21 protein-coding genes are annotated in these 23,173 nt (G+C 62.2%); 6 read left to right on the top strand and 15 right to left on the bottom strand.

Annotation, left to right across the window (positions count from 1 at the left end; translation table 11 throughout):
• Positions 1-42 precede the first annotated feature (42 nt).
• Positions 43-258: a hypothetical protein gene (locus tag KQ310_RS10750; RefSeq protein WP_259721748.1), complete on the bottom strand. Its 216-nt coding sequence runs from the start codon at positions 256-258 to the stop codon at positions 43-45.
• A gap of 231 nt (positions 259-489) precedes the next feature.
• Positions 490-1,884: a DUF6880 family protein gene (locus KQ310_RS10745; protein ID WP_259721747.1), complete on the bottom strand. Its 1,395-nt coding sequence runs from the start codon at positions 1,882-1,884 to the stop codon at positions 490-492.
• Between the two features lie 269 nt (positions 1,885-2,153).
• Here KQ310_RS10745 and KQ310_RS10740 point away from each other — a divergent pair, with 269 nt between their 5' ends.
• Positions 2,154-2,453, top strand: a complete 300-nt coding sequence (locus KQ310_RS10740) for a hypothetical protein (RefSeq protein ID WP_259721746.1) — start codon at positions 2,154-2,156, stop codon at positions 2,451-2,453.
• A 192-nt stretch (positions 2,454-2,645) separates the two neighbouring features.
• On the opposite strand, the gene KQ310_RS10735 is transcribed toward KQ310_RS10740, so the two are convergent.
• The 12 genes from KQ310_RS10735 to KQ310_RS10680 all read right to left on the bottom strand — a co-directional run bounded on the left by KQ310_RS10735 (position 2,646) and on the right by KQ310_RS10680 (position 18,704).
• Positions 2,646-2,873, bottom strand: a complete 228-nt coding sequence (locus KQ310_RS10735) for a DUF433 domain-containing protein (protein WP_259721745.1) — start codon at positions 2,871-2,873, stop codon at positions 2,646-2,648.
• Between the two features lie 43 nt (positions 2,874-2,916).
• Positions 2,917-3,927 (bottom strand): RAD52 family DNA repair protein, encoded by a 1,011-nt coding sequence (locus KQ310_RS10730; RefSeq protein ID WP_259721744.1) that lies wholly within the window; start codon positions 3,925-3,927, stop codon positions 2,917-2,919.
• A 138-nt stretch (positions 3,928-4,065) separates the two neighbouring features.
• On the bottom strand, positions 4,066-4,734 hold the full coding sequence (locus KQ310_RS10725) for a siphovirus Gp157 family protein (protein WP_259721743.1): 669 nt from the start codon (positions 4,732-4,734) through the stop codon (positions 4,066-4,068).
• Positions 4,735-4,802: 68 nt separating this feature from the next.
• Complete coding sequence (locus KQ310_RS10720; protein WP_259721742.1) at positions 4,803-5,261, bottom strand: SLOG family protein; 459 nt, start codon at positions 5,259-5,261, stop codon at positions 4,803-4,805.
• Positions 5,262-6,099: 838 nt separating this feature from the next.
• Complete coding sequence (locus tag KQ310_RS10715; RefSeq protein ID WP_259721741.1) at positions 6,100-6,489, bottom strand: hypothetical protein; 390 nt, start codon at positions 6,487-6,489, stop codon at positions 6,100-6,102.
• Between the two features lie 40 nt (positions 6,490-6,529).
• Positions 6,530-7,798 carry an ATP/GTP-binding protein gene (locus KQ310_RS10710; RefSeq protein ID WP_259721740.1) on the bottom strand — a complete coding sequence of 423 codons (1,269 nt, stop codon included), beginning with the start codon at positions 7,796-7,798 and terminating at the stop codon, positions 6,530-6,532.
• 808 nt (positions 7,799-8,606) lie between these two features.
• A complete protein-coding gene (locus tag KQ310_RS10705) occupies positions 8,607-12,128 on the bottom strand; it encodes a YhaN family protein (protein WP_259721739.1) in 3,522 nt (1,173 codons plus the stop codon).
• Positions 12,125-13,387, bottom strand: a complete 1,263-nt coding sequence (locus tag KQ310_RS10700; protein WP_259721738.1) for a DNA repair exonuclease — start codon at positions 13,385-13,387, stop codon at positions 12,125-12,127. The genes KQ310_RS10705 and KQ310_RS10700 overlap by 4 nt, the downstream gene beginning before the upstream one ends.
• Positions 13,388-13,511: 124 nt before the next feature.
• On the bottom strand, positions 13,512-14,147 hold the full coding sequence (locus tag KQ310_RS10695; protein ID WP_259721737.1) for a GNAT family N-acetyltransferase: 636 nt from the start codon (positions 14,145-14,147) through the stop codon (positions 13,512-13,514).
• 247 nt (positions 14,148-14,394) lie between these two features.
• Positions 14,395-16,095, bottom strand: coding sequence for a DNA primase (locus KQ310_RS10690; protein WP_259721736.1), 1,701 nt, complete (start codon positions 16,093-16,095; stop codon positions 14,395-14,397).
• Positions 16,086-17,729 carry a DnaB helicase C-terminal domain-containing protein gene (locus KQ310_RS10685; RefSeq protein ID WP_259721735.1) on the bottom strand — a complete coding sequence of 548 codons (1,644 nt, stop codon included), beginning with the start codon at positions 17,727-17,729 and terminating at the stop codon, positions 16,086-16,088. The genes KQ310_RS10690 and KQ310_RS10685 overlap by 10 nt, the downstream gene beginning before the upstream one ends.
• Before the next feature lie 3 nt (positions 17,730-17,732).
• A complete protein-coding gene (locus KQ310_RS10680) occupies positions 17,733-18,704 on the bottom strand; it encodes a hypothetical protein (protein ID WP_259721734.1) in 972 nt (323 codons plus the stop codon).
• A gap of 435 nt (positions 18,705-19,139) precedes the next feature.
• On the opposite strand from KQ310_RS10680, the gene KQ310_RS10675 reads away from it, so the two are divergent.
• Together KQ310_RS10675 and KQ310_RS10670 are read left to right on the top strand one after the other, a co-directional pair.
• The gene (locus KQ310_RS10675; RefSeq protein ID WP_259721733.1) at positions 19,140-20,075 is read left to right on the top strand and encodes a sigma-70 family RNA polymerase sigma factor; all 936 of its coding nucleotides are present in this window, start codon (positions 19,140-19,142) and stop codon (positions 20,073-20,075) included.
• A 173-nt stretch (positions 20,076-20,248) separates the two neighbouring features.
• Complete coding sequence (locus KQ310_RS10670; RefSeq protein WP_259721732.1) at positions 20,249-21,034, top strand: LuxR C-terminal-related transcriptional regulator; 786 nt, start codon at positions 20,249-20,251, stop codon at positions 21,032-21,034.
• Here the strand turns inward: KQ310_RS10670 and KQ310_RS10665 are convergent.
• Positions 20,940-21,398 (bottom strand): hypothetical protein, encoded by a 459-nt coding sequence (locus tag KQ310_RS10665; RefSeq protein WP_259721731.1) that lies wholly within the window; start codon positions 21,396-21,398, stop codon positions 20,940-20,942. The two genes, KQ310_RS10670 and KQ310_RS10665, sit on opposite strands and share 95 nt — an antisense overlap.
• A gap of 253 nt (positions 21,399-21,651) precedes the next feature.
• Here KQ310_RS10665 and KQ310_RS10660 point away from each other — a divergent pair, with 253 nt between their 5' ends.
• The 3 genes from KQ310_RS10660 (at position 21,652) to KQ310_RS10650 (ending at position 22,868) form a co-directional block, all read left to right on the top strand.
• Positions 21,652-21,879 (top strand): hypothetical protein, encoded by a 228-nt coding sequence (locus KQ310_RS10660; RefSeq protein ID WP_259721730.1) that lies wholly within the window; start codon positions 21,652-21,654, stop codon positions 21,877-21,879.
• Positions 21,880-21,907: 28 nt separating this feature from the next.
• A complete protein-coding gene (locus KQ310_RS10655; protein WP_259721729.1) occupies positions 21,908-22,321 on the top strand; it encodes a sigma factor in 414 nt (137 codons plus the stop codon).
• A gap of 214 nt (positions 22,322-22,535) precedes the next feature.
• Positions 22,536-22,868 (top strand): hypothetical protein, encoded by a 333-nt coding sequence (locus tag KQ310_RS10650; RefSeq protein ID WP_259721728.1) that lies wholly within the window; start codon positions 22,536-22,538, stop codon positions 22,866-22,868.
• The last annotated feature ends 305 nt before the right edge of the window (positions 22,869-23,173 follow it).

Genomic DNA, 23,173 nt, shown 5'->3' with positions numbered 1-23,173 from the left:
GGCCGGCATGGCCGCCGCCCGGAGGCGGCGAGCCCCGGTGGCTCAGATCACCGACACCGTGGTGCCGAACTGCCCCTGCAGCTGGCGGGCGAGGGCATGGGCGCGCTCAGCCGGAATGAAGCGGAGCTTGCGCACCGGCTTGCCCCGGCGACCCAGGGGAATGGTGAGGCGCTCGTGGCCATAGGCCTTGATGCCATCGGGATAGACGTGCAGGAGCAGGCAGCGGATCTCGCAGCAGGGAGCGGTGGGGAGTGCCATGGGAAGGAAGGCGTGGAACCACCGACCGAGGCCCGCTGCGGCAGAGGCGGCAAGGACCGCGTCGCTCCGAGAGGTGCGCCTTGCAGACACCGCGGCCCGGCCTGATCCTTGCCGCCGCTGACGCGGTGGGCACGCTGGGAGGGTTCACGCCGCTCCCGTGGTGCTCCCCGCCCGCAGCGGCGACGGTTCGTCGTGGCCATGCAGAACGGCGGTGGCTGCAGCAGGGCCGGATCAGAGGCCCAGGGGCCTGGCCTTGCTCCAGAAGCCGCGTTTGCGGGCATGGGTGGAGCGGATCGCTGCCAGGTAGGCCTCATGGGGTGGGATTTTGCCCCAGTCACTGATGCGAGAGCTCAGCAACTGGCAGGTGTGCAGATGGCCGGCGACGGCGCCGTATTGGCTGGAGTAGCCATTGGTCAGCGCGAAATCCACCATGCAGCGCAGGGCCAGGGTGGCCGCCAGCGGATGGTCTGCACTCAGGCGCTCTGCTGCTGCGTCGAACAGCTCGTCGTGGGCCCCGTTGAGTTCACCGTGGCGCTGCACGATCACCTGGGCCGCGCGGTTCAGGCCCGTGGGCCAGTCCAGCAGAAAAGACAGGGCCTCGAAAAGATCCGGCCTGGCAGCCACGAAGTCGATGGCGCGCTGCTCAGCCTCCCCGTCCTCAAAAGCGGGCAGCTGCTGGAGGTAATCGCGCAGATAGGTCTCCATCAGGGTCTGCTCGAACCAGTGCCACCGGGCCGTCTGGGCCTGATCGGTGCGGCCGAGGGCCTCCAGGGCGGCGATCTGGGCGTCTTCCCAGTCGAGTACCGGCCAGGGGGAGCGCTCCGGAGAACCCTCCTGCAGAAACCGCAGGGCCTCCTCAGCTCGCCCGACCTTGAGCAGCCGCTGTGCGATCCCGGCCGCGATGCGGGGAACGCGCCGCTGCCGTTCGCCGTACTGGGCGATGTAGCCATCCACATCGCCCATCGCCTCGGCAACGGCCCTGAGGCCGGACTGTGCGGTCCAGTACCGGGACTGCTCCTGCTGGGGCGGCACCGTGGCTGGCTGCTGCGCCAGCTGCTCAAACTGCTGCCGCAGCGCCGCCAGCCCGGTGGGTCCAAGCGACTCGGCGAGCTTCTCGATCAGGCCGTGCACGATGCCGTCGTCGTCGTGGCAGTGGGCCTCGAACACCTGCTGCGCCAGCGCTGCAGGCTCCGGCCGTGCCGCCTGAACCACGGGGGGGAGCGCGTGGCATGCCTCCCGGAACACCTCATCCATCTCAGCGTTGCTGTCATCACAGCGGGCGAGCACGTTCCGGCTGAGAGCGAGGAACTCCCACAGCAGCGCCAGGGCCAGGGAGGGATCGCTCGCGGCGATCGGCCCGCGGATGGCGTCCAGCTGGCGGAGCAGATCCTCGGCCAGCGCGCTGAGCTGCTGTCCGTCGATGAAGCTGCGCGAGCTCCGGATGCTCACGAACTGCTGACGCACCAGGGCGGCGGCGTCCTCGGGGCCGGCCCGGGAGGCGACAGCAAGCCTGAGCTGGCGCTTGATCGCCGGATCGCTGCCGGCCAGCTCCAGCAGAAGGTCAGCCAGGTGTTCGGGCCCCAACGCCAGCAGTGTCTGGCGATCCAGTGCGGGTCGTCGTGGCATCAGGGCGGACCAGCAGGCGGAAGCGGGAGTGGCGGGGATCAGTCTGCGTGCCGCCGCCGCTTTCGCCGCACCGCAGGATGCTCCGCGCCGGGCACCTCCAGGCTCGCCCCTGGGCAAGGGCTGCGCCAGGCGCCGCTGCTGGTTGCGTGGGTGCGATCGCCCCGGCGTTGCCGCCGGTGCTCACCGCACCTGATCGAGGGTCGGCGCCCCTTGCCGGGCGGGGCGGCCCTGCGGTGTCCCGTCGCTGCGCCGGATGGCGTCAATGGTTCATGGTCAGCTCAGTCGTTCGTTATTCCCCGCAAGATCCGGTGTCCCTGGTGGAGTCGTGCCAGAAGGCGCTGGAGTGGATCCTGCGCACCCACGGAGCCGAAGGCCGGCCGATCCGCCGCTGCTGGATCGATCAGCCCTATGGGGAGGAGGAGCTCACCTTGCTGGAGGAGGAGGTGTTGCCGGTGATGGCGGCTTTCCTGGAGCGCATTGATGCGATCGATCAGGGCCTTGAGGCCAGGCTGCAGGACGAGATCGCGGCCCAGGAATCTCAGATGTCAGAAGGAGCCGGGGCCGGCTGAGGCGCCCGTGTCGGCCGGCCGCTGGCCGGCCTTTTCTGCTGCTTCCGTTGGGATCAGGGCTCCAATCAGCTCAACTCACGATCTGGAGCCGGGTATTACCGACGTCAGACCAATGCACAGCGTCATGACCGGCCGATCGCAGCAGCGGGATCCACTCGGTCGACAGATTCATGTCGACCAGGATCCCTCCCATCAGCTGAGCACAAAGGACTCTTCTCGCTCCTCCAGCCGCCAGGCGGCATAGGCGAGAGCCTCATCAATGTCGCCAGGTTCCAGAAGGGGATAGGCGGCGAGGATCCTTTCAGTGCTGGCGCCACTGGCCATGAGAGCCACGATGGTGCCAACGCTGATCCGCAGCCCGCGGATGCAGGGTTTCCCACCCATTACGGCAGGGTCGTGGGTGATGCGAGACAACGACATTGCATCAACGTAGGCAGATCGCATCGTTCAGGCTGCAGCAGCTTCATCCCAGGAAGTCCTCAATCCAGCGCTGGTGCCGCGCGGTGGTGATCAGACCGGCAATGGAGGTCTGCGTATCGGGCACCCGGAAGCTGGCCCGGAACCCCCTGGTGAAGGCCTCAAGCCGGGCAGCAGGCAGGGCTTTGATGCGCCCCTGGAGCGCCTGAATCACGGCGGCCTCGAGGGGAGCATCACCAGTCCCTGCCGGCGATGGTGCCGACGCCCTGGCCGGTGCGGCCATGGCTGGGGCCTGGGTTGTGGATGGTGCAGCGCTCACCTGCCGTTGCTGCTTGTCGTAGAGCGCCAAGCCGAAGGGATTGCCAAAGGTCATCAGCGCCCGCTTCATGGCGTCGGTTTCGGCCTCCTTGAGGGCGGATTCATGGGCCAGGCCCAGGTCGGCATCGATGCCATGGCCGGCGCCGGAGCCCTCGCGGATCAGCTGCCAGCCGGCGGGACCACCCACGGTGATGCGCACCCGGGCGGTGTAGGTGACGCTCCAGCCATCGCGGCGTTCGCGGCCGATGGGGCGCTCCTTTTCGCCCACGCAGCGCACGGCCAGGGTCTGCCGCTGCCAGCCATCGAAGCCAAAGATGCGGTTGGCCTCAGCGATCACCTGCCAACCCTCGAGGTAGCTGACGCGGCTGCGCCCCTGCTCCCGCTGGCGCACATGGGCACGATCGAGCGGTGCGGAAAGCGCCGCGATCTGACGCTCCGAAAAACCGAGGGTGAAAGGCGAGGCGGGGCTGGCACCCCCGGCGTTTGGAGCCGTGGCCGTCGATGCACCACCAGCTGCGGGCGTCGGTGCATGCCCGTGCGACTCCCGGTTATGCAGGGCTGGCTCTTGGGCTGGGCCCTGTTGCAGGCTCTCGCGCAACAGCTCCAGGGTGGAGGCAGCCCGGCCACGAGGAGCGGAACGAGTGGGCCGGCTGGCAGTGGCGGTGGCGGCGTATGCGGCCGGGGATCCCGAGGGAAGCGGGCCGGCGGCGGCGGCGGAGATCGGAACGGTGGTGGTCATGGCCAAAGGAAAAGCAGGGTGTGATGCAGACGCAGGCGCAGATGCAGACGCAGAGAGCAGGGAATCAGGCCCAGCAAGGCTTCACCCCAGTTGCGGCCCTCCCGAGCAGAGCCCCAACGAAAGGGGCCCTGCCCCCCCTCAGCGGATGGACCAGTGGCGGCGTTGGATCAGGCGGGCGCCGGGGACGGCGGTGGCGGCGATCGAGAAGGCCACCTGGGCAGCTTCCGGTTTGGGGAGGCCGGTGATGGCGGAGGCGATGGCGGCGCGGATGCGGGCCTTGATCGAGACCTTGTCCGGCGTGCGGCTGGTGTGGAGTGCCACCAACTCGGACGGCAGCGCCTCGGGGTCATCGATCTCCACCGCATCGCTGGTGCGGCTGCTGAGGCGGTGATCGACCAGCTTGTGGGAGGTGGCGGTGGGATCGAGGCGGGTGAGCAAGTGCACCAGGGTGGATTCGAGTGCATCGGCGCGGGCGTCTTCCCCTTTGGCCAGGGCGGCGTAGCGCTTGGCCTGGCTCTGGTGGTAGCTGGATTCAGCGCGGAGCCGCTCGATCACCCAGCAGGTGGCATCCGCCTTGCGGGTGAAGACCTCGCGTTTGCCTTCTTCTGCAGCGAGGGTTTCCTCCAGATCGGTGATCGCCTGGGCGCGCTCGCTGTCGTCTTCCGTATCGAGGCGCTCGGAGAGGCGGGCGATCCAGTGGGTTTCGGCCTGGAGCTCATGGCCCAGCTCCCAGAGGGTGGGCAGTGGTGCCGCTGCGGGGGAGTTGGCGGCAGGGGCAGGGGCGGCAACAGCAACGGAAACGGACATGGCGATTCGGTGAAGAGTTCGTTGAGCTGGGCGATGCGTGAGCAATGGAGGAGGAAGGGAGGAGCCCCTCAGGCGCTGATCTGGGCCAGCTCGATCGGCACGGCGGAGCGGGACTGCAGACGGCGGCTGAGCTGCACCAGCGAGGCGGTGCCGCGCCCACCGGGGAAGGCGACCACCAGCAGCGCCGCGCCGCTGGGCAGGGCAGAGAGCTGGTTGCAGGCGTGCTCGAGCATCCGGCGATTGCGCATTGGACCTGCGTCCCGGCCGTGGCGCTGCCACTGGGCGGGGAAGGCCTGCACGGGCCAACCGAGCTGATCGGCGGCGGCGGCAATGGCCTGATCGGCACCGGGTGCGGCGCCATGGAGCAGGCAGCGCACCAATCGGCCCTGACTGAGCTGCAGCAGATGGGCTGCGATGCGCGGCGGCGGCCAGCGCAGCGCACGACCACCGGCGGCGATGATCACCAGCTGAGTGATGCGGGGTAAAACAGGCGGCGCCAATGCGGCGGCCTGGGAGAGCAGAACCATGGCAAAGAAAGACAGGAATGCAAACAGCGCTCCAGGGGGTGGGGCCACGGCACCGCGCTCCCCCTGAGCACGCCCTTATCTTAGCAGTACAGCCGCACTAAAGCCAGTGGCGGCAGGGATTCTGGGGCAGGCTTCAGGGATCTTCACGGACCAGAATTGATGCTTCCAGCAGGTAACGCGAAGGGCTGACTCCGCCTCACTCATGGCAACACAGCAACTCGGGTTCGCCGCCAATACTGCACGTTCCATCCCCCACAGCAGGCCTCCAGAGACAGCGCCCCCGCAGCCGCGGGAGGAGCACTGGGCAACTGGAACACCCACCAGCATTCCCGGCGGCGGCAAGGACAAGAAGATCACGCGAGCGCCAGGGTCGGCGACCGCGCAGCGGCCTCGCCGACTCGCGCAGCCCTGGCGCCGTGTGACATCCTCAGCCACCGACGCCGGTTGGCTTACTCAATCTCAGCATCCCTGAAGCGAGATTCCTTTCGAGACATCTCCGAGACCGCATTGGTCGTTGGGGATAGAGCGAGTAGTAGGTTTATGGGCACCTCGAAAAATTCGGGATCTGCGGGATCCGGCAATTAAGACTCATTGCCCCGTCAGGTCAATCTTGAGTGCTCCGTCTTGGTAGAGGCTATTTTTCGAGGTGCCCTTATTGTGCTCGGAACTGTCTATCCGTTACATGACTCTAGTGTGGCGTCCTGCAAGTTCGATACAAAAGCCCAGAGTCTTTTCGGGACAAGCCATCTCTTTGCTCTCCCACCAAGACAGAGACATGGCTCAAACTGGCAAGAGCCTCGTCCACAAAGATTATCCTTGGAACCCGCGGGACACCACACTAAGTATTTTTCTTATTTGTTATCCAGAACCTGTGATCACTATCAAGAAAAACAATGTAGAAGGCATTTCCATCAAGATAGCCGGCAACCCTGACCCGCGCATTAAGCCTTATGGTCCACCAGGCAGCATCTGTTTCAATATGCTTGGGTAATATATAGTCAGTTTTGTTATTAGGAGGAAAACTCGGGTGGTAATGCATAAGATCAGAACTTACAGCCTCAAGACGAGTCAAGCCGGAAAGAGTTTTCAGGGTTTCAAGAAGATTAGAGAGCAGGCCCTTCTCCTGCCATAGCTTAAGCGTTTCAGGGCACGACTTAGGCTGGGACTGATCCAATACTTTAAAACTAAAGAATAATGACTCTGGATTAATTGACAAGCGTAATTCCATGTTATTTGCTTTTCGAGTACGATCTCCTTTTTTGCTTCTATCATTTATCATTATGAAACTCTCCTAGTGCGGAGATTGAAGAGAATAATGGAATTGCACCATATTCACCAAGTAAGTAATTGCGACTATAGCTTTGCCCACCTTGGGTAAAATGTTCCACATACTCAGCAAGCGAAAAGATTTTGCTTTCATGACTGGAATCCTTTTCAACAAACCATATCTGATCCCTCCTGAACAAATCTCCTGTCAACAGGTTCGTATCATGACAAGTTAGAATTATCTGGCTCTGGCCTAGACTTTGCTTGCTATAGAGCTCTATAATAAATCTACTCATTAATGCGTGAAACCTATTGTCAAATTCATCAACGACTAGAATCACGTTGCTCGTTATTGCGTCGTACAATGGTCCCAATAGGCAGATTAATTTAACGGTTCCTTCTGACTCTATATCCAAGGGAAGCGAGATGGATTCGCCATCAGTAGTTACTTTTGTTACTACCACTTCTTCTTCTTTGATCTTGTTCTTTTCGAGATATCTCTTCAACCCCGAAAAAGCATCCTGCAGTTCCTTGTCCTCAATCTCCTTTGCATAGGCCGGAAGCTCGGCCGCGCGCTCGACGATGCTAACGTCTTTAATTTGAAGAGACTTAAGGATTTTTAAGGCCCACGCCTTGAAATCAGGATTCTTTTCAAATAGCATATAAGTATAATCTCGGAAATAGCGCTCTTGAATGCCCGAGATTATTTTAAGTCTTTCAAACCACCTAGTGACTACGCTTGATCTTTCGCCGTCGAATTGCGACAGCACCGATAAGAACGGAACTTGAGGCTTAGTCTTTTCGATAGACCAAATATCACCATCTCTCTTTACAAAAGACTTTGCCTCCGAGAATGAGCGAGCGTTAAAGTTTATAGTTTTCTTTGTTCGATGAAAAAGCATTGTCTCTCTGGCTGTTGTCTTGTTCCAATACAGCCACTCTTCTTCTATTTCGTCATCTCTGATTGATATCCCATACCTATATAGATTGTCTTCTGCAAGAATGCTCACTTCGAATTCAGTAGGTGTATCGTAATGGTCTGTCTTCAATAGGAATGGAGTGATGGTCCTAATGGGAGCGATTGCTATAGACTCCAAAGAGCCTAGTACTAGGCCCTTTAATGCACGCAGAGAAAGGACAAGGTTAGATTTGCCAGACCCATTAGCACCAAAAATAGCTGCGCTTCGCAAGACCCCCTTGATTCCGAATCGATCAATTCTATGAATACTCTGTGATTCGGATGTCTCCTTAATAGCCTCAGAGGAGACCATGCTCAGCTCTTGAGCCGAGTTAAATGATCGAAAGTTTTTAACAGAATAGTCAATTAGCATTTAAGCCCTTTAAAGTGGCAAGTTTTTACCAGGTGTCATAATTTTGTGACTTGCCCTTGTGCCGTGAATGCCAGAATAGCATTTGATTGTACAAATGTTTCTGGGATTACGCGCGCAAGATCAGCTTGACTGGTGAAGCCTCTTTCGGCATGCGAAACAACTTAGCGTCCATTCCACCCTGAAAGCGAGCTAATTGCAAGCAATCTTAATCGCATCTTTCGGGCAAAGCTAATCTTCGGCGAAACTGAGAACGCTATGTAAAATGGCTACAAAGGATAGCAGCCCTCCCCTCCTTTGGTGTAGATCTAGAGAAGCAGCTCTGGTGTTCCTACCCGAGGCTGACTGCCCACCTCCTCCGGCACATGGCTTTGCAAGTGGTGGGGGCAGGTCCGCTTCCGTGGTTTGAGCACTTCCTCAACTCGATTCCTTATTGCCCCTGCTTGTCCTTGCAGGTCTGTGCATCTCTGGATCCTGTTCCCAGGCTTTATTTTGGATTGAGCTGGGCGCTGCGATCAAGGTGGCATCGATGATCGTGCTCTTCCGCACCTCCATGCCTCGATCCTTGCGAAAGGCGTTAACGGTCACAAAGATCTCGTCGCCCAGCCCGTGCTTCTCGAGCAGGTGATAGAACGTCAGGACCGTTTCATCCGGGACCCCGATCACTAATCAGATCGATACCAGCGAGTCGGCGCATCGTGGGCACCTTGATCAGCGTCACTCCTCCATGACCTCCGCATCTACTCTCTACTTATTGAGGACTCGGCGATCCATTTAGCTCATGGACAAAGACTCCCTTCTCTTCTCCAAGCTCATTGGCAGCTTGTGCAACCATAGAGTGATGAGTAAAGACAAGTACTTGGGTTTTCCGTGCAAACTCAGAGAGAACATCGAGACAGGCCTTGCTACGCCTGTCGTCGAATCCGACCAGGATGTCGTCGACCACGAAAGGCAGTGGATCCTGTTGATCCTTCTGCAGCTCGATAGTCGCGAGTCGCAAAGCCAAGAAAAGTTGATCACGAGTACCTTCGCTCATGCCAGAAACACTGACTTCGCTCTTGTCTGAGCGGACACCTAGAAGCACGGGCTTACCCTTGTCGTCGATCTCGTCGTGTAGTCCCGAAAAGGAGCCTAGCGTAAGCTTTGCAAACAGCTCGCCGGCTCTTTTCAGAACTGGTGTTTGATTAGCCTGGCGGTAGTTCTCTATCTGCTCCTCAAGAATTAGGCGAGATATTGTCAGCCGTAGGTACTGCTCCGCATCTGGCACAATTGTAGCGAGTAACTGTTCGGCTCTCTCGGCGGCATCGGCAGCCTTTGACGAACCATCCAAGGCTTGAATCTCGACGATCAGTTTCTGCCTTTGGTCGCGTCCTGCATCCCTCTCCTTCGAAAGCTCGGCCAGTTTGGATTCGAGTTGCTCCAACTGGTTGTCCACTTGGTCCAAGTCTTGCTCTTGCACCTCTTTTTCTAATTCATCAATGCTGAGACCCTCGCCGTACTGATTGAGTTGGTGTAACAGGGTTTCAAGGCAGGAGTTTATTTGGCGCTTCTGATCGGAGCGTTCGAATACCGGAATCAGCTCCTCGTCGGATGAAACTCCTGCCTGGGCCCGGAGAGAGTCAAGACTCTTCTCTGCGAGCTGGATGTCCTGGCGTGACTCGGCGATTTCTTCCTCCAGCTCACGGATTCGGCCTTGAAGTTTCTTAAGGCTGGCATCGTCGCCTTGGGCCTTGCTCAATTGTCTGACCATGCTTTGAGCGGTCTCGGCTGGGGTTTGATCCTGGATATTGAAGGTAATTCTCCGTGATAGCTGGGTCACAGCATCAGAGAAGCGCTCCTCAAACTTCTCCATGCCATAAATCCGCTTGAAGGCATTATCTGCTTCCTTGAGCTCCTCGAACATCTCCTCGAGCTTCTCCATCGTCGCGACAACCAGATCTGGCAGAGGGTTTACTCCAAGGCCAAGGCCATCGACAGCTTTGGCCCAACTGACTTCCCAGTCCCGCATTTCCTCACTAGCTTGGTGATGATCAATGGCTGCAGCTTTAAGCTGCATCTCGAGATTCTGCAGCGAATCCTTAAGCTCAATATGGCGTCTAGCAGTGTTTTCCTGATCGCTGGCGACTTGCTCACAGCGTGAGAGGAGGGCTTCAAGTTCCACCGACTTGAACTCACCATCAAGCCTATCAAGCTCAGCATTAAGGGCTTCAAGGTGTAAGGCCTCAGTCATTTCCAGCTTTTGTACCTCGGCCCTAATATTGTCTAACTGGCCTGCTTTTTCCAAAAGCTGATCAACTCGCAGTAGCCATTCCTTCATCTCCCTTGGACTGCCGATCTTGTCAGCATTCCCCCTCCAAACACCCTGCCAATCGTTTTCAAGTTGTGTCCGGTATACTGCTTGCTCCTTGAGCTCGCCTTCCAGCGTTGAAAGAAGCTCATACCTGGTCTGGATCGTGGTCTCGAGCAACACCCGGGCCTGTACACGCTCTGCATCAAGGCGAAGCCAGTCTGCGAAATTATCTGCTCCCACTACAGCTTGTTCGTAGGCACCCGGGAGGTCCTGGCTTCCCGCGTAGTCCGTGGCAGCGGCTCCAAGTTCCGCCCCGTCCAAATACTTTCTACGGATGAGTCTCCATCCCTGCTCGCGGTGGTCTCGGGCTGTCTGGAGATCGCCGAGCGTGGGGACTGCTGCGGCAATAAGCAAGCTCCTTAGGGCCTGCTTAGCTTGATCCAATTCCTGCCTAGTCTCGGCCTGCCGACGCACGGTGTCTCGATCATGCTCGTTAAGCTCCTCGAATTTCTTCTCAAAGTTGTCTAGGACAGCCTTCTCGGGCATGGCCAGGCTAGCCAGCTCCTCTAGGCTGCCTTCGAACCTGCCTAGTCTGGAAAGGTCGCGGGAGCAGCCTTCTTCTTGCTTCTTCTTAACATTACGGGCATTTCGAAGCCTCTCTGCCAGATCACCTTGCTTGCGGGCAGCCTTAATGGCAGCTTGAAGCGAAAACACGCCTTTGCTAGGTGTGGGCATGGCCTCCAGCTGTTGCTCGACTCCCTCCTTCTCGACACTGAGCTTGCGATAGCAGGCGTCTATCTGGCCAGACTTCTGCTTCAAGAGATTCGACTTCTCGGCAAGGTTAGCGATCAGCCTTTCCCTATTCAGAAGTGGCTTTAGTGTCTCAACGCTCTCTAGATCGAGGTCTGGGCGGATGCACTTGAGCAAGTCTACGGCTGCGTTGCGGTGAGTACGGCGCTTGGCATCCTGAGCGGGCTTGTCCTTCAGGGACTGTTGAAAAGCTCCAAGATGAAGCTGCAGCTCTTCAATGGAGTCCTGATTCTCGATTAGCCCCTTCGGTACGTCAAGCTCGTCAGCTTCTTGCTTTACTCGTTCGAGCTTGGCGTTCGCCTTCTGAAGTTGTTCTCTGGCCTGAAACTGTTTCTGGGTGGCTTCTCGACGATGCAAGTCAAAGTCTTCGGGGAGAAGCAAAACATCACCCAAAGAGGCTTCGCGTTCAAGTAGTGAACGACGTTCTGCTAGAGGAACAGCGATTCTCCTAAAGCGCTCGAGCTTGCTCTTGCGACGTCTTGCCTCGGCAATCTTCTCATCAATCTCTACGACAGTCTCCTCTGCAGCCCTCAAGGCCTGTCGGAGTTCCTTCCATGTTCCGACAGAAACCATCGAGATCTTCTCTTCTCGTCTGGCATCCTTCAGTCTTGCTACAGCTGTATTTATGGTCTGGGTCTGACCTCTGGATTTGAACAGCTTGTCCGCTTCCGAAGCCAGGTCGCTAAGTAGGTCAGCCTTCCCCTGGGTGCCAAGTGCTGCCCCGAAGAGAGATTTTCCAAGATCGCCGCTCTGCTCGAGAATGGCTTGACCACCTTGAATGAGTCCAGTGTGGTCAATGCCATGAAGCTGGGAGAAGAGCTTCTCATCGAGCCCCCGTAGAACATTGCTAATAGTGTCTTCGCCGATGGGCTCCTCAGTACTGGCATCGAGCAGTGTGTCCTTGTTTCCCTTACGCCTCACGCACGCGATTTCCGTGCCACCAGGGGTCTCGAGAACACCGCCCACTCGTAGCTGCCTGTTGTCGTGGACGAAGTTGTCGGTGGAGCGGGCCTCGATGCCAAACAACCAGGCCTTGAGCGCCCGCAGCGTCGAACTCTTCCCCGCCTCGTTTGGCCCGTGAATCACGTGCAGTCCGGGATTTCCATTACTTAAGTCGAGGCTCTTATTTGTGAACGGACCGAAGGCGAGCAGGTCTAGTCGTTTGATCCTCATGATTCATCCCCTGTTTCCAGGAGTTTCCCGATGAGAAGTTCTTTTGCCTCCCGTATTAACCTGCCCACAACATTGGGGTCATCGAGTTGTAGTCCATCGTCTGCCATGGATACCTCCGGCGGAAGCTTATCCATGAGGGCTGCAAGGGCAGCGTCAAGACCACGCACAGCAATTGGGTCATCCTGGATTTCCAGGATGCTCCGGGCAAGACCTCCGATGGCACCGTCGCCTGAGAGCAATTCCTCAAGGTCCAACTTTCTGGTGGTCGCCACTATCACCTTCTCGATCCAGAGACTATCCCCATACCGCTCGGCACTAAGGTTCAGGATCTTCTGTCTTAACCATAAGCTCTTACCTTGGAGCTCGGAGTGGACCGGGCTGGCGCCGACGAAACTCACACGTGTGGCAACGTCGCGGCCATCGGCTTCGGCAACTATGTCGCTCAAAGCCCTCTCCGTACTGTCAAGGACTCCCTGCAGGCTGTCCACGTTGCTCAGGTCCACCACACAGTTTTCCCAGCGGACCACATCCAATACTCGGTGCTCGACTCTTTGGACCTTCCTGTCCTCGACATAAACGAGACAGCACCCTTTGGGGCCTGTTTCGCGGGCATGCCGACCTTGCAGACATCCAGGAAAGACAACCCATGGATCTGTTGAAACCTCCTCGCGTGTGTGCACATGACCGAGCGCCCAGTATTGGTAATCCTTGGCGAGCAAGTCGTCGAGCTTGCACGGTGCGTAGGCTGCATGGCCTTCTCGGCCGTCGAGGCTTGTGTGGAGCAAGCCGATATTGAACATCCCTGGCATAGCCATGGGGTAACAGGCAGCAAGGTTGTCCACCACTTGCTGCTGCGGAAAGCTCTGACCGTGTATGGCGACCTCAAGGTCGTCTAAGACTTCTGTATGGGGTTTGTTCGCTGGGAGTAGGGTCAGGTTCTTCGGCTTCTCCAGCGCCTTAGTGAGCTTGCTTTGAGCATCGTGGTTGCCGAGAACACCGAAGACCCGGATACCTGCCCTGTCCAGCTCGCCTAGCTTCTTCGAGAAGAAGATTGCGGTACTGAAGTCCTGCCATGTGCCGTCGTAGAGGTCGCCTCCGAGTAGCACGAAGTCCACATTCTCTTCGATGGCAAGCTCGATAAGGTTGCTGAATGCCTCGCGAGTAGCGCCTCGAAGGACATCTACAGGTGCATCATCGTGCTTAGCTAGGCCCCTTAGGGGGCTGTCGAGATGCAGATCGGATGCATGCAGAAACCTCATGGTGCTTTCTCTTTGTAACAGTCAGAAAAAGTGACTTCAATTCTCTTGTTGCTGAGAAGTGCGACAATGAACACAGGATTGCCAATCGACGTGGCGGCCAGTTCTTGCTGTGCAAGCTGATAACTCATGACTTGAGTGATTGCGAAGCAAGGGGTCCGAGGGGGGGCTGAAGCGCATGGCTGGGCTGCTCGTTTCGGTAGAGAGAATTGGCTGCCCAATCGGCCCTAAGCAGCGAAAGTATCCGAATATCTATTAGATTTCCACCGTCGTCCGTGTAATTTCGAAGAACTCCTTCAAGGGTAAAGCCAAGCTTTAGATTCATTTGGAAAGATGGTTCGTTATCAACTGAAACTTCAGAGTGGATGCGTTCAAGTGTATTCCATTTCTGGAAGGCGTAGTTGATAACAGCGATGAGTGCCTCGCTCATAAGGCCTTTGCGATGGTAGTTCGGCGACAATGCACAACTGATTTCTGCCCGATGGACCATCTTGGAATCTCCATGCATCGCAGATAGCGCTAGCGTGCCGATAACTTTGTCTGACGGCGATAGCGTAATCGCCCAATAAAGCGCTTTTCTTGAGTAAAACTTGCTGAGGCACTTGGCGATAAAATACTGTGTCTCGGAAATGTCTGCATGCTGCTCAATGCGTGGAATCCGTGGCTCACCTAATCGTCCCTTGTAGGCGAAAATCGCTGTGTCATCTTCCGGTCGGAGGAGACGAAGTCGAAGACGCGTTGTAGCAAGCTTGGGAAACTGCAAATACGGTGATTGATTGGTAGGCATGAGGCTTGAGGCGGCTTTAAACTGTTATGTGCGGATTCCAAAAGGAGTTACGACTTTTTTCTGGAATGGAGTCCATATGCTTGTGCACCATACCGAAATAGCCAATGAGTGACTGTCTGCTTTTATCGGTTTTGTCCTAATTGAATGATTTCTTTGGGATTCGATTGCCAACTGCTCGACGTCCTCCAGCTCAAGGCAGGTGCCTTCAGTGCGACGTCTTACCTCAGGCGGTGCTCTCCACTCCTCCACCGCCATTGGTCAAACCCTCCACCGGCTCCAGCCAATCCATCACCGCCTTGAGCTCCGCCTGGGGATCACGGCGCAGCAGTTGCAGGAGTTCCTCCCCCGGCGCCGCTGCCTGGTGGAGAAGGGCTCCAGTCTGGCCGGGGAGCTTCACCGAGAGCTGCAGCAGAGCCGCTGGGAGCTGATCCTCCGCCACAGCAATCGCCAGGTTGCTGGCCCAGTCCATCGCGGCGCGGCAGGCGGGATCGTCCAGGGGCAGGCAGAGCAGCGGTGCGCGGCAATCCGGTGCATGGATGAACAGCCGCAGCGCCCGACGCTCCACCCGTTCGCGGGCCGTCGTGGCTGGGGGCAGCAGGGCTGGAGAGTCCGCCGTCAGCGATGGAAAGCCGGCCACCGGCTCCATGGGGCTGATTCCAGCCGAGCCCCCCTGCCTGGCAACGTCGCTGCCCCCCTGCCTGACGCTCCCCTGAACGTTTCGCAGGGCCTGCTCCAGCCGTTGCTCAACCGTGCGGCGCAGCACCCCCTCGCTCAGCTGAGCCGCCAGGGCCTGACCCTCCCGCTCCACCTGTTGGAGCACCTCCAGCGCCACCACGCCGCCTGCCGCCGCCTGGCCATGCCGGGGTGCAAGCAGCTGCTCCAGGCGCCACTCCAGCCAATGCCGTGCCTCCGCCAGCAGCGGCTCCAACGCGGCCCGGCCCTGGCGACGCAGCAGACCATCGGCGTCTTCCCCCTCCGGCAGCACGAGCACCGCCGCACCCAGGGCGCCGCTCACCAGATCAGGCGTCAGTTGCTCCAGCAGCCGCAGCGTGGCCGTGCGGCCGGCGCGATCGCCGTCGTAGGCAATCAGCAGCAGTTTCAGGCCCTGGCGGCGCAGCAGGTGCAGCTGCAGCGGCGAGAGGCCAGTCCCCAGGCTCGCCACCGCCAGCGGGTAGCCCGCCTGGTGCAGCTGGATCACATCCAGCGGCCCCTCCACCAGCAGGGCGACGCCCTCCTTGCGAATCAACGCCGCCGCCCGGTCCAGCCCGAACACCAGGCCATTGCGCTGGAACAGCAGATCAGCGGGGCTGTTGCGGTATTTCGGCTCCTGGCCGGCGATGGCACGGCCGCAGAAGGCCACGCACTGCCCGCCGGGATCACTTAGCGGAATGGTCAGACGGCCGCCGGCCAGGCCCAGCTGCCAGGTGGTCGCGCTCTCCGCGCTGATGCCGCGCTGGCGGAGGTAGTCGGCTCCGGGGCCTCCGTGATCGAGCTGGCGTTGCAGCTCCCGCTGGAACTGCTCCCGCTGCCGCTGGCGTTGGTCCAGTAACCGCCGCCTCTGGCGCCGTTCCTGCTCCAACCGCGTGGCCGCCTCCGGGTCGTCCTGGGGCAGGGGGATCCCGTAGCGCTGCGCCAGCTCCAGCACCGCCTCCTGAAACGACAGGCCCTGGCGGTCCTGCAGCCAGCCGATCGGATCCGTTCCCCTGGCACAGACAAAGCAGTGCACCCGGTTACGGGCCGGGCTCACGGTGAGGGACGGGCGGCGGTCGTCGTGCCAGGGGCAGCGGGCGAGGAACTCGCGGCCGGCGCGGCGCAGCTCAGCGGCGGGGAAGAGATCGACGATGCGGCTCCGCTCCCGTACCGCCTCCAGCAGGTCGGGCGAGACCCGCAGGCCCGTGCCTCGCTCGCCCGGGCTCAGAGGCATTCGACGCCGGGGTAGAGGTCCTGACCCACGAACACCCGCCGCGCTTCATCGGCCTCGAGGAAGCAGTGGCCCCGGTCCAGACGGATCGTCGTCTTGCTGAGGTCGTCGTCGGCCAGCTGGCCATGGCGGAACTTGCCGTGGTGCACCTCCAGCAGCCCCGGCTGGGGCTTCTGGAACTGATCGGTCTTGGGCCGATCGATCAGCCACACCGCCGAGGCATAGCGCTCCAGCTCCGAGGTCCCCGCCAGGTGCGACACATCCGGTCCGCCGGGATTGCCATAGGCGCCGCGGTTCAACTGCGCCACCACGAACACATCCAGCTCGCAGCGGCCCGCCAGCGCCTTGATCGTCATCGCCCGGGCCGCCAGTTCGGCGGTGGTGTTGCTGCCGAAGCCGGCGCTTGCCCCCATCGCATGGAAGTGATCCAGCACCACGGCCGACAGATCCGGGTGGGCGCTCTTGCAGTCCTCCACCAGGGCGGCGATCTCCTCCACCGTGGCGGCGAACTGCGACTGATACAGCAGCCTCCCCATCGGCTGGCCATCGGGGCCGATGCCGCCGGAGAACTGCCCCGCCAGCTGACGGAGCACCTGCAGGTCGTCTCCCTCGATGACCCGGCCCCGGCCCTCCAGGTCATTGGCGCAGAAGCGGGAGCGGAACGACCCCGCCGCCCGGCGGCAGTAGTGGGCCAGCAGGCGGGCCCCGACGGCGCGGCGGCTCAGTTCACAGGAGAGCACCAGCACCGAGGCACCGTTGATCACCAGCCCCATCGCCGCCGCAATCGCCACGGTGGTCTTGCCGACGCCGGAGCGGGCCGCCAGCACCCAGGTGCTCTCGCCGGCCCCGGGCAGGATGCCGCCGCGCATGTCCAGATCCAGCGAGGGAATCCCGGTCGAGATCGGCCGGGGCCGTTGCTCGGCCGGCAACGACGCCGAGGCGATGCTCTCCCGGGCGGCATCAGCGGCGTTGCAGAGCTGCAGGCTCTGGCGGAAGCGGCCGGCGGTGATCGCGGTGGCCTCATTGAGCAGGGCGCGGCAGTGCTCCAGTTCGGCGTCGATGCCGCCATCGCCGTGCTCGCGCTCCAGCAGGCGACGCAGCCCCGGATAGAACAGCTGCCGCGCCTTGGCGCTCTGAAACAGCTGGCAGGCGAGGTTGAAATCCAGGCCGCTGCAGGCCTCCCCCCAGGCCAGCACCTCGGCCAGGCTGGTCTCCAGCTGCTGCAGGCTGCCGCGGAACCGTCCGGCCAGGGCCCGCTGCTGCAGGTCTTCCCGCAGGGCGGTGGCATGGAGCACGGCGATGTCGCGGTGGCCGCGGAAGATCGCATCGATCTCGGCGGCCAGGGCCCGGTGGCCCGCATCGCTCCAGAGCGCTGCCGGAACGGGGTCGTCAAAGCGCAGGCCGATGGCGCGGCGGAACTGGCCCCAGCGCTCCCGTTGATCCTGGGGCCCGCGCAGCACCGCCGCCAGCAGCGAGCGCTCCTGCTCCACCAGCTCCGGCGCGGGAGCGGGCCTGGGGCGTTCGGCGGCCACCAGACCGGATCCGGTCTCGAGCAGCGAGCCCTCCGCCAGGCAGCGCTCCAGCAGCGCCGGATCAAAGCCACCGGGCACCGTCTCAGCCATGGTTCCCGTGTCCATCGCTCAGGCCTCCGCAGGGCCGGCGTACTGCTCGGCCGCCGCACCGGGAATGCCCTGGCCGGCGGCCTCCAGCAGCTCGGCCAGGCGCCGCTTCTCGCTGCGCTCCAGCTTGAGCGCTTCCACGCCCTGGCCCCTCCAGAGGTGGCCGTCCCAGAGCAGCAGCCGATTGGCCCGGGCGAAGTCGTGCTCGGCCTGCGGCAGGGCTGCATCACCTGGGTTGCCAGAGCCGTTGGCGGCAGAAGCGACCCCGACCCCACTGGCCTGGGCCCAGGCAAAGACGTGCCAGAACTCCACCCCCAGGCCGGCGCAGTGGCGGTCCACGCAGAACAGCCCCGCCGCACATTGGGCGCCGCTGCGGCCCTGCGGGTAGGTTCTGCGCCAGAAGGGCGGCATCCCGCTCAGGGCCTGCTCCAGGCAACGCCAGAACGCCTCGGCGCTGCCGGCGTGGGCGATCGCCCGGCGCAATCGAACCGTGAGCGCACTGCCGCGCGGGCTGTAGGCCGGCCAGCTCCCGGGCCGGTGGCGGTTGTAGACGGCGGCGAACTGGGCGATCAGGCTCTCGTCCGGCGAGTCCGGTTCACCGGAAGCTGAGGGTTTCGGCGCCTCCACCCGGGGGGTCTCAGCAGAAAGCCCCGTGCGCTCAGGCACCGCCGGGGCCGAACCCTCCATGGCGGGCTCTGCCAGCTGGATCCGCATGCCAGCCGGACCACTGCGGTAGGTCAGCCAGCCGATCGCCTCCAGGTCCTGCAGGTCGGCCCGCAGTTCACGGGGCTGCAGATGCCAGGAGGTTGCCAGCTCCCTCAGACCGAGCTGCACCTCGCAGCCACCCTTGGCGCGGCACTGCAGGTGCCCGTACAGCTGGGCGACCCGCAGGGCGCGACTGGGTCGACTCGATCCCCTACGGCGCTGCTCCATCTGCTGCAACGCCCGGTGGGTCTGCTGGATTGCATCGGTGCGAACCGCGTAGAAGCGCATGGCGGCCAGGAGGACCTGCTCCTGTCGTGACGGCGGAGGCTATCGGGGGTCGCCCTGTCTTGGACTCCTCGCTCTCTTCTGCCTCATGCGGCTCTGCGGCTCTGGCTGTTGTTCTTGTTTTTCTTCTGCAATCTTTTGGAGATATAGATGGTGGGTCAGTACGCCCCCATCGAAAGGTCCAATTGCCCTATCCGGTGAGGCCGATCTGCCCCAACCCCTAGGGCGATCTGGGTGAGGGGGTTGGGGCTTTCTGCGTCCACCTGGCGATTCACCAGCCTCAGCCGATCCGAGTCAGGTTGTTCGGCACAGGCCCGATCCAGGGTGGCTTGATTCAAGGTGGCCCCGTCCGGACTGCTCCGCTGCGTGTTTGTCCGCGTCGGGGAAAACTCGCAGGGATCGTCACCACCTGACGGTCTCCTGCTCGTCTCCGGCTGCATGCACCTGCCCCATCCCTCCACCGCCCCCTCCGTACGCGACTGGCTCACCAGCAGCAGTCGCCATCAACCCCTCGCCGAACGCACCGTGATCGAACTGTCGCGGCGCATCCAGCGCTGGCAGAACCATCCCGGTGGCCCCAGCCAGGCACCAGCCGCCATCCGCCGCAGCGCCCTGCGCGCCCGCGATTGCCTGGTGCGTCACAACCTGCTCCTGGTCGCCCACACCTGGAGCCGCCATCGCCACAGCCTGCCGGCCACCGATGAGGGCACCGCCGATGCTTTCCAGGAGGCAGCCCTGAACCTGCTGCGGGCTGCCGAGAAGTTCGATCCGGCTCGCGGTTATCGCTTCTCCACCTACGCCAGCTTCTGGGTGCGGCGTGGTTTCTCGGAGCTGCAGCAGCGCCAGGGACGCACGATCCGCTTCCCGGCCGAGAAGGCCGCCGTGGTGCTCAAAGCCCAGCGCCTCAGCCAGGAGCACCAGGCCAGCACGGGCCGGCGGCCGAGCCTGGCCTGGCTGGCCAGCCAGTGCCGCCTCAATGGCGCCGCCGTGAGCGAGGCCGCCCTGGTGGAGCTGATCCGGCAGTGGGAGCTCACCCGCACCGGCGCGCTGGAGGGCGATGGGGACGACGACACGGCCCCGGCTGGTGGACGGCTGGAGCAGGCCTCGCTGCGGGCCGCAGCCGAGCAGCAGGGAGAACCCAGCGATCCGCAGCGCAACGCCCTGCCCCAGTTGATGGAGTGCCTGCCGCCAAGAGAGCAGAGGCTGATCCGGGCCAGGTATCTGCGCCGGCCGCCGCTGTCCCCCGCCCAGCTGCGCCGTGCCCTGAGGATTGAGGAATCCGAACGGCAGGAGCTGGAGCAACAGGCCCTCAGCCATCTGCGCCAGGCGGCCAAGCAGGGGCACCACCCGCGGGGATTGATCCGGAAGCCCTGACGTTGAACCGAGGCCAATCCGGTGTGGCCGAGCTACGACAAGACCGTCGACTGGCCTCGGTTTGTCCAACCATGTTTCAGGAGACTGCGGAATGCAGCGCTATCCCCACACTCCCCTAAAAGAGGGACTGGGGAACGGCACCTGCCGGTCTGCCCCGTTCCGGGCCGTGCACCATGCTCTGCGACGACATCCGCGCCACGATCCAGCCGCTGCTGCGGTCAATCGCGGCTGCATCGGAGGGCTGGACCCTGGCCATCTGCAGCCCGGATCGGATGTGGCTCACCGCCTCGGCTCTGCTGCTGGAGCGCTGCACGCTGATAGCCCGCTCGATCGCAGAGTTCCTCACACTGCCCCTACCACAGCAGGGTCGATTGCTGCTGCTCTGTGATGACCAATGCGCCGATGGTGGCGCCGATGACCTGATCGCCCAGTTGCGCTCCCTGCTCGGCCCGGAGCGCTGCCGGGTTGTGGTCTGCCTGGCGGCGGATGTGCCCCAGGAGCGACTCGAGAGCCTCTGGCGCTGCGGGATGGATGGGATCTGCAGCCGGGCGGCCGGCAGAGAGGGCGCCTTGCTGCAGACGATCCTGATGGTGCTCCGGGGCCAGAGCTGCCTGGATCCGCTGTTCCGCGAGCGGCTGCGCACCCCCTCGGCGGTGCTGGGCGCCGAGGGGCGGGCGGTGCAGCTGACCGGCCGCGAGCAGGAGTTGATCGTGGCCGTGGCCCGCGGGTACACCAGCCGCCAGATCGCGGTCCTGCAGCAACTGCGCAGCGATACGGTGCGCCACCGGCTCAGCCAGCTCTACCGCAAGGTGGGCGTGCCCAATCAACGGGGCCTGATCGCCTGGGGCCTGGACCATGGGGTGATCAGGCGGCCCGACCTCGGCGCCGCATTGCCGCCGCCCGACGGCGTGCCGCTGCCGGCATGGAGGTCAACGGGCAACTGGCGGCCGAACCACTGAGCAGGTCGCTGAGGCGCTCCGCCCGCAGCAGGGCTTGCAGGGGCAGCAGTTGCAGCTGATCGCGCTGGCTGGGCAACCAGCCGGCCAGCAGATCGAGATCCCCCAGCGGGATCGGCCGCAGCAGGGGAATCATCCGCCCGAGGAACAGCAACCCCTGCTCACTGCCGTCAGGTTCCCGCCAGGGCTCACAGCCGGTCACCTCGGCAATGGCCCGGATGGCGGTGGCACCGGGGCTCAACGCCGTGAGGAAACCGACGGCATCGCTCTGGTCGGCAGGGATCGGCAGGGGCATCCAGAAGCCCCGATCGCAGGCGTTCGTCATCGCCTCGCGGTGGTGGTGGGTGAGCAGCAGTTGGGTGGACATGGCAGAGAGGAAGCTCTGCAACGGTTCTCGCCCCGCAGCCCAGCCCAGCGCTGCCCACGGTTGTGGCGGGGGACGGCCACAGGTGTGGCATTGGCGCGGGGACCGGGAACAGGAACCCACTCAGCAACTGGCGCGATCGGTACGGCAACAGGCCACCAAAGGGCCAGAACTACAGATTTTCTTCCACTTTCTTTCGTGTCAGGAACCGCTGCAGCGCCACACCGGAACCCTCCATGGCCCCCATCCGGCCGCGATGCCCCTGCCTCTTCCCCCATCGATCGTTCCTGTTCAGCGCCCGCTGCGGCAGCCACGCCGAGCTCCCGCCCGGCGGCACAGCGCCCGCCATGGCGTTCTGGCCGGCGCCCTGCTGGCGCTGCTCCTGCAACTGGTGCAGCCCACACCCCTGCGGGCGCTGCTACTGGCCGCCATCCCCTTGCCAGCCACCACTACCGCCGTCGGTAGCCTCCCGCCCATGAACTGAACGGATGAAAGCGGCAGCGCGGCAGCGCATGAGTAGTGCCCAGCGGGCGTTCGCGTGCGAGCACCTCGGCCTGGCGCACCAGCAGGCCAGGCGCTTTGGCCGGCGCTGGCGGATGGGCGTTGATGAGCTGATCGGTCCGGCCTACGAGGGCCTCTGCAAGGGGGCGATCGGCTACGACCCCGGCCGGGGTCATCGCCCCTCCAGTTATCTGGTGGCCAAGGTGCGGGGCGAACTGCTGCACCACCTGCGCGATACGGGCTTCCTGGTGCGCATCAGCCACCGCCTGCGGGAGCTGTGGATCAAGGCCCGCAAACCCCTGGCCCTGGGCTGGAGCGATGCCGAGATCGCCCGCCACCTGGGGGTGGAACTGGAGCTGTGGCTCGAATGCCGCCGCGCCTGCGGCCAGCGGCCGGTGCCTCTGGAGGAGGAGCTGCACAACTGAGGCAGCGGGTGCACCTGCGGGACAGAAGCGGAAGGCGCTGCCTGTGTGCGGTCGGTCACGACGATCTCCCCACCTGTTGATTCAGCAACGTCCAGAACAGACATCTGCGGCGACCGCCGCCAAAGTGGCCGCGGGCCTGCCAGCCCAGTTGCCAGCCTGCCGACCACCGTTGTCCCGAGTTCTGATGCAGACAGTTCAGATGCAGAAATTTCTGATGCAGACAGTGACCACAACCACGGCCCTGGCCGCCCTGGTGTTGGCCGGTGGTCAGGCGATGGCTGGCGATTGGTATTTCTACGTCGAGAACAACACCAGCTCGACGATCACACGACTGGAAGCCAAGGAGAAGAATGGCTCCTGGGGCTCTTTCCAGCTGGGTGGTGGCATCAAGCCGGGATCAACCGTGAAGATTGAGTGGGCCAAATCCACCGACAACCAGGACTGCGCGCAATACATCCGCGCCTCCTTTGCCGACGGCTCAACAGCTGATCCAGTCCAGTTCGATTTCTGCGATGACCTCGACACACCGATCACCTTTGAGGAATGAACCAGCCGTCAGGACGCTGCAACAAAGCCTGTAAGGCAGTGGCCCGCTGAGCCCTGGCTTCCGCGCGTCGGTGCCGGTCGCCATCCACTCCCACCAGACCCCACAGGGACACCCCCGGTAGCCTTCATCCCCTGAAGCACTCCATGGGTTTCTCCCAACGGCGACCCCGCCGTCGACCGCACCTGCAGGCGGTCGAGCCGGATCGCGAACTGCTGCAGTTCAACGTGCGGCTGGCCAAGAGCCGCCAGGCGCTGGCAGACACGAACCGGATCGAACGCAAGGCCTTCCGCGAGCACGCCCGCATC

Origin of the sequence: Synechococcus sp. CS-1328 (assembly GCF_025128095.1) — a bacterium.
In the GTDB taxonomy this organism is placed as follows: Bacteria; Cyanobacteriota; Cyanobacteriia; order PCC-6307; family Cyanobiaceae; genus CBW1002.
This window is presented reverse-complemented; position numbering and strand designations above follow the sequence as displayed.

Bases quoted from the DNA above. Each gene is read 5' to 3' on its own strand.
- KQ310_RS10700 (WP_259721738.1), bottom strand. From the start codon at position 13,387: ATGAGGTTTCTGCATGCATCCGATCTGCATCTCGACAGCCCCCTAAGG.
- KQ310_RS10655 (WP_259721729.1), top strand. From the start codon at position 21,908: ATGAGTAGTGCCCAGCGGGCGTTCGCGTGCGAGCACCTCGGCCTGGCG.
- KQ310_RS10680 (WP_259721734.1), bottom strand. From the start codon at position 18,704: ATGCGCTTCTACGCGGTTCGCACCGATGCAATCCAGCAGACCCACCGG.
- KQ310_RS10730 (WP_259721744.1), bottom strand. From the start codon at position 3,927: ATGACCACCACCGTTCCGATCTCCGCCGCCGCCGCCGGCCCGCTTCCC.
- KQ310_RS10705 (WP_259721739.1), bottom strand. From the start codon at position 12,128: ATGAGGATCAAACGACTAGACCTGCTCGCCTTCGGTCCGTTCACAAAT.
- KQ310_RS10660 (WP_259721730.1), top strand. From the start codon at position 21,652: ATGCCCCTGCCTCTTCCCCCATCGATCGTTCCTGTTCAGCGCCCGCTG.
- KQ310_RS10750 (WP_259721748.1), bottom strand. From the start codon at position 258: ATGGCACTCCCCACCGCTCCCTGCTGCGAGATCCGCTGCCTGCTCCTG.
- KQ310_RS10650 (WP_259721728.1), top strand. From the start codon at position 22,536: ATGCAGACAGTGACCACAACCACGGCCCTGGCCGCCCTGGTGTTGGCC.
- KQ310_RS10735 (WP_259721745.1), bottom strand. From the start codon at position 2,873: ATGTCGTTGTCTCGCATCACCCACGACCCTGCCGTAATGGGTGGGAAA.
- KQ310_RS10745 (WP_259721747.1), bottom strand. From the start codon at position 1,884: ATGCCACGACGACCCGCACTGGATCGCCAGACACTGCTGGCGTTGGGG.
- KQ310_RS10665 (WP_259721731.1), bottom strand. From the start codon at position 21,398: ATGTCCACCCAACTGCTGCTCACCCACCACCACCGCGAGGCGATGACG.
- KQ310_RS10740 (WP_259721746.1), top strand. From the start codon at position 2,154: ATGGTCAGCTCAGTCGTTCGTTATTCCCCGCAAGATCCGGTGTCCCTG.
- KQ310_RS10690 (WP_259721736.1), bottom strand. From the start codon at position 16,095: ATGCCTCTGAGCCCGGGCGAGCGAGGCACGGGCCTGCGGGTCTCGCCC.
- KQ310_RS10670 (WP_259721732.1), top strand. From the start codon at position 20,249: ATGCTCTGCGACGACATCCGCGCCACGATCCAGCCGCTGCTGCGGTCA.
- KQ310_RS10720 (WP_259721742.1), bottom strand. From the start codon at position 5,261: ATGGTTCTGCTCTCCCAGGCCGCCGCATTGGCGCCGCCTGTTTTACCC.
- KQ310_RS10725 (WP_259721743.1), bottom strand. From the start codon at position 4,734: ATGTCCGTTTCCGTTGCTGTTGCCGCCCCTGCCCCTGCCGCCAACTCC.
- KQ310_RS10715 (WP_259721741.1), bottom strand. From the start codon at position 6,489: ATGGAATTACGCTTGTCAATTAATCCAGAGTCATTATTCTTTAGTTTT.
- KQ310_RS10675 (WP_259721733.1), top strand. From the start codon at position 19,140: ATGCACCTGCCCCATCCCTCCACCGCCCCCTCCGTACGCGACTGGCTC.
- KQ310_RS10685 (WP_259721735.1), bottom strand. From the start codon at position 17,729: ATGGACACGGGAACCATGGCTGAGACGGTGCCCGGTGGCTTTGATCCG.
- KQ310_RS10710 (WP_259721740.1), bottom strand. From the start codon at position 7,798: ATGGTCTCCTCTGAGGCTATTAAGGAGACATCCGAATCACAGAGTATT.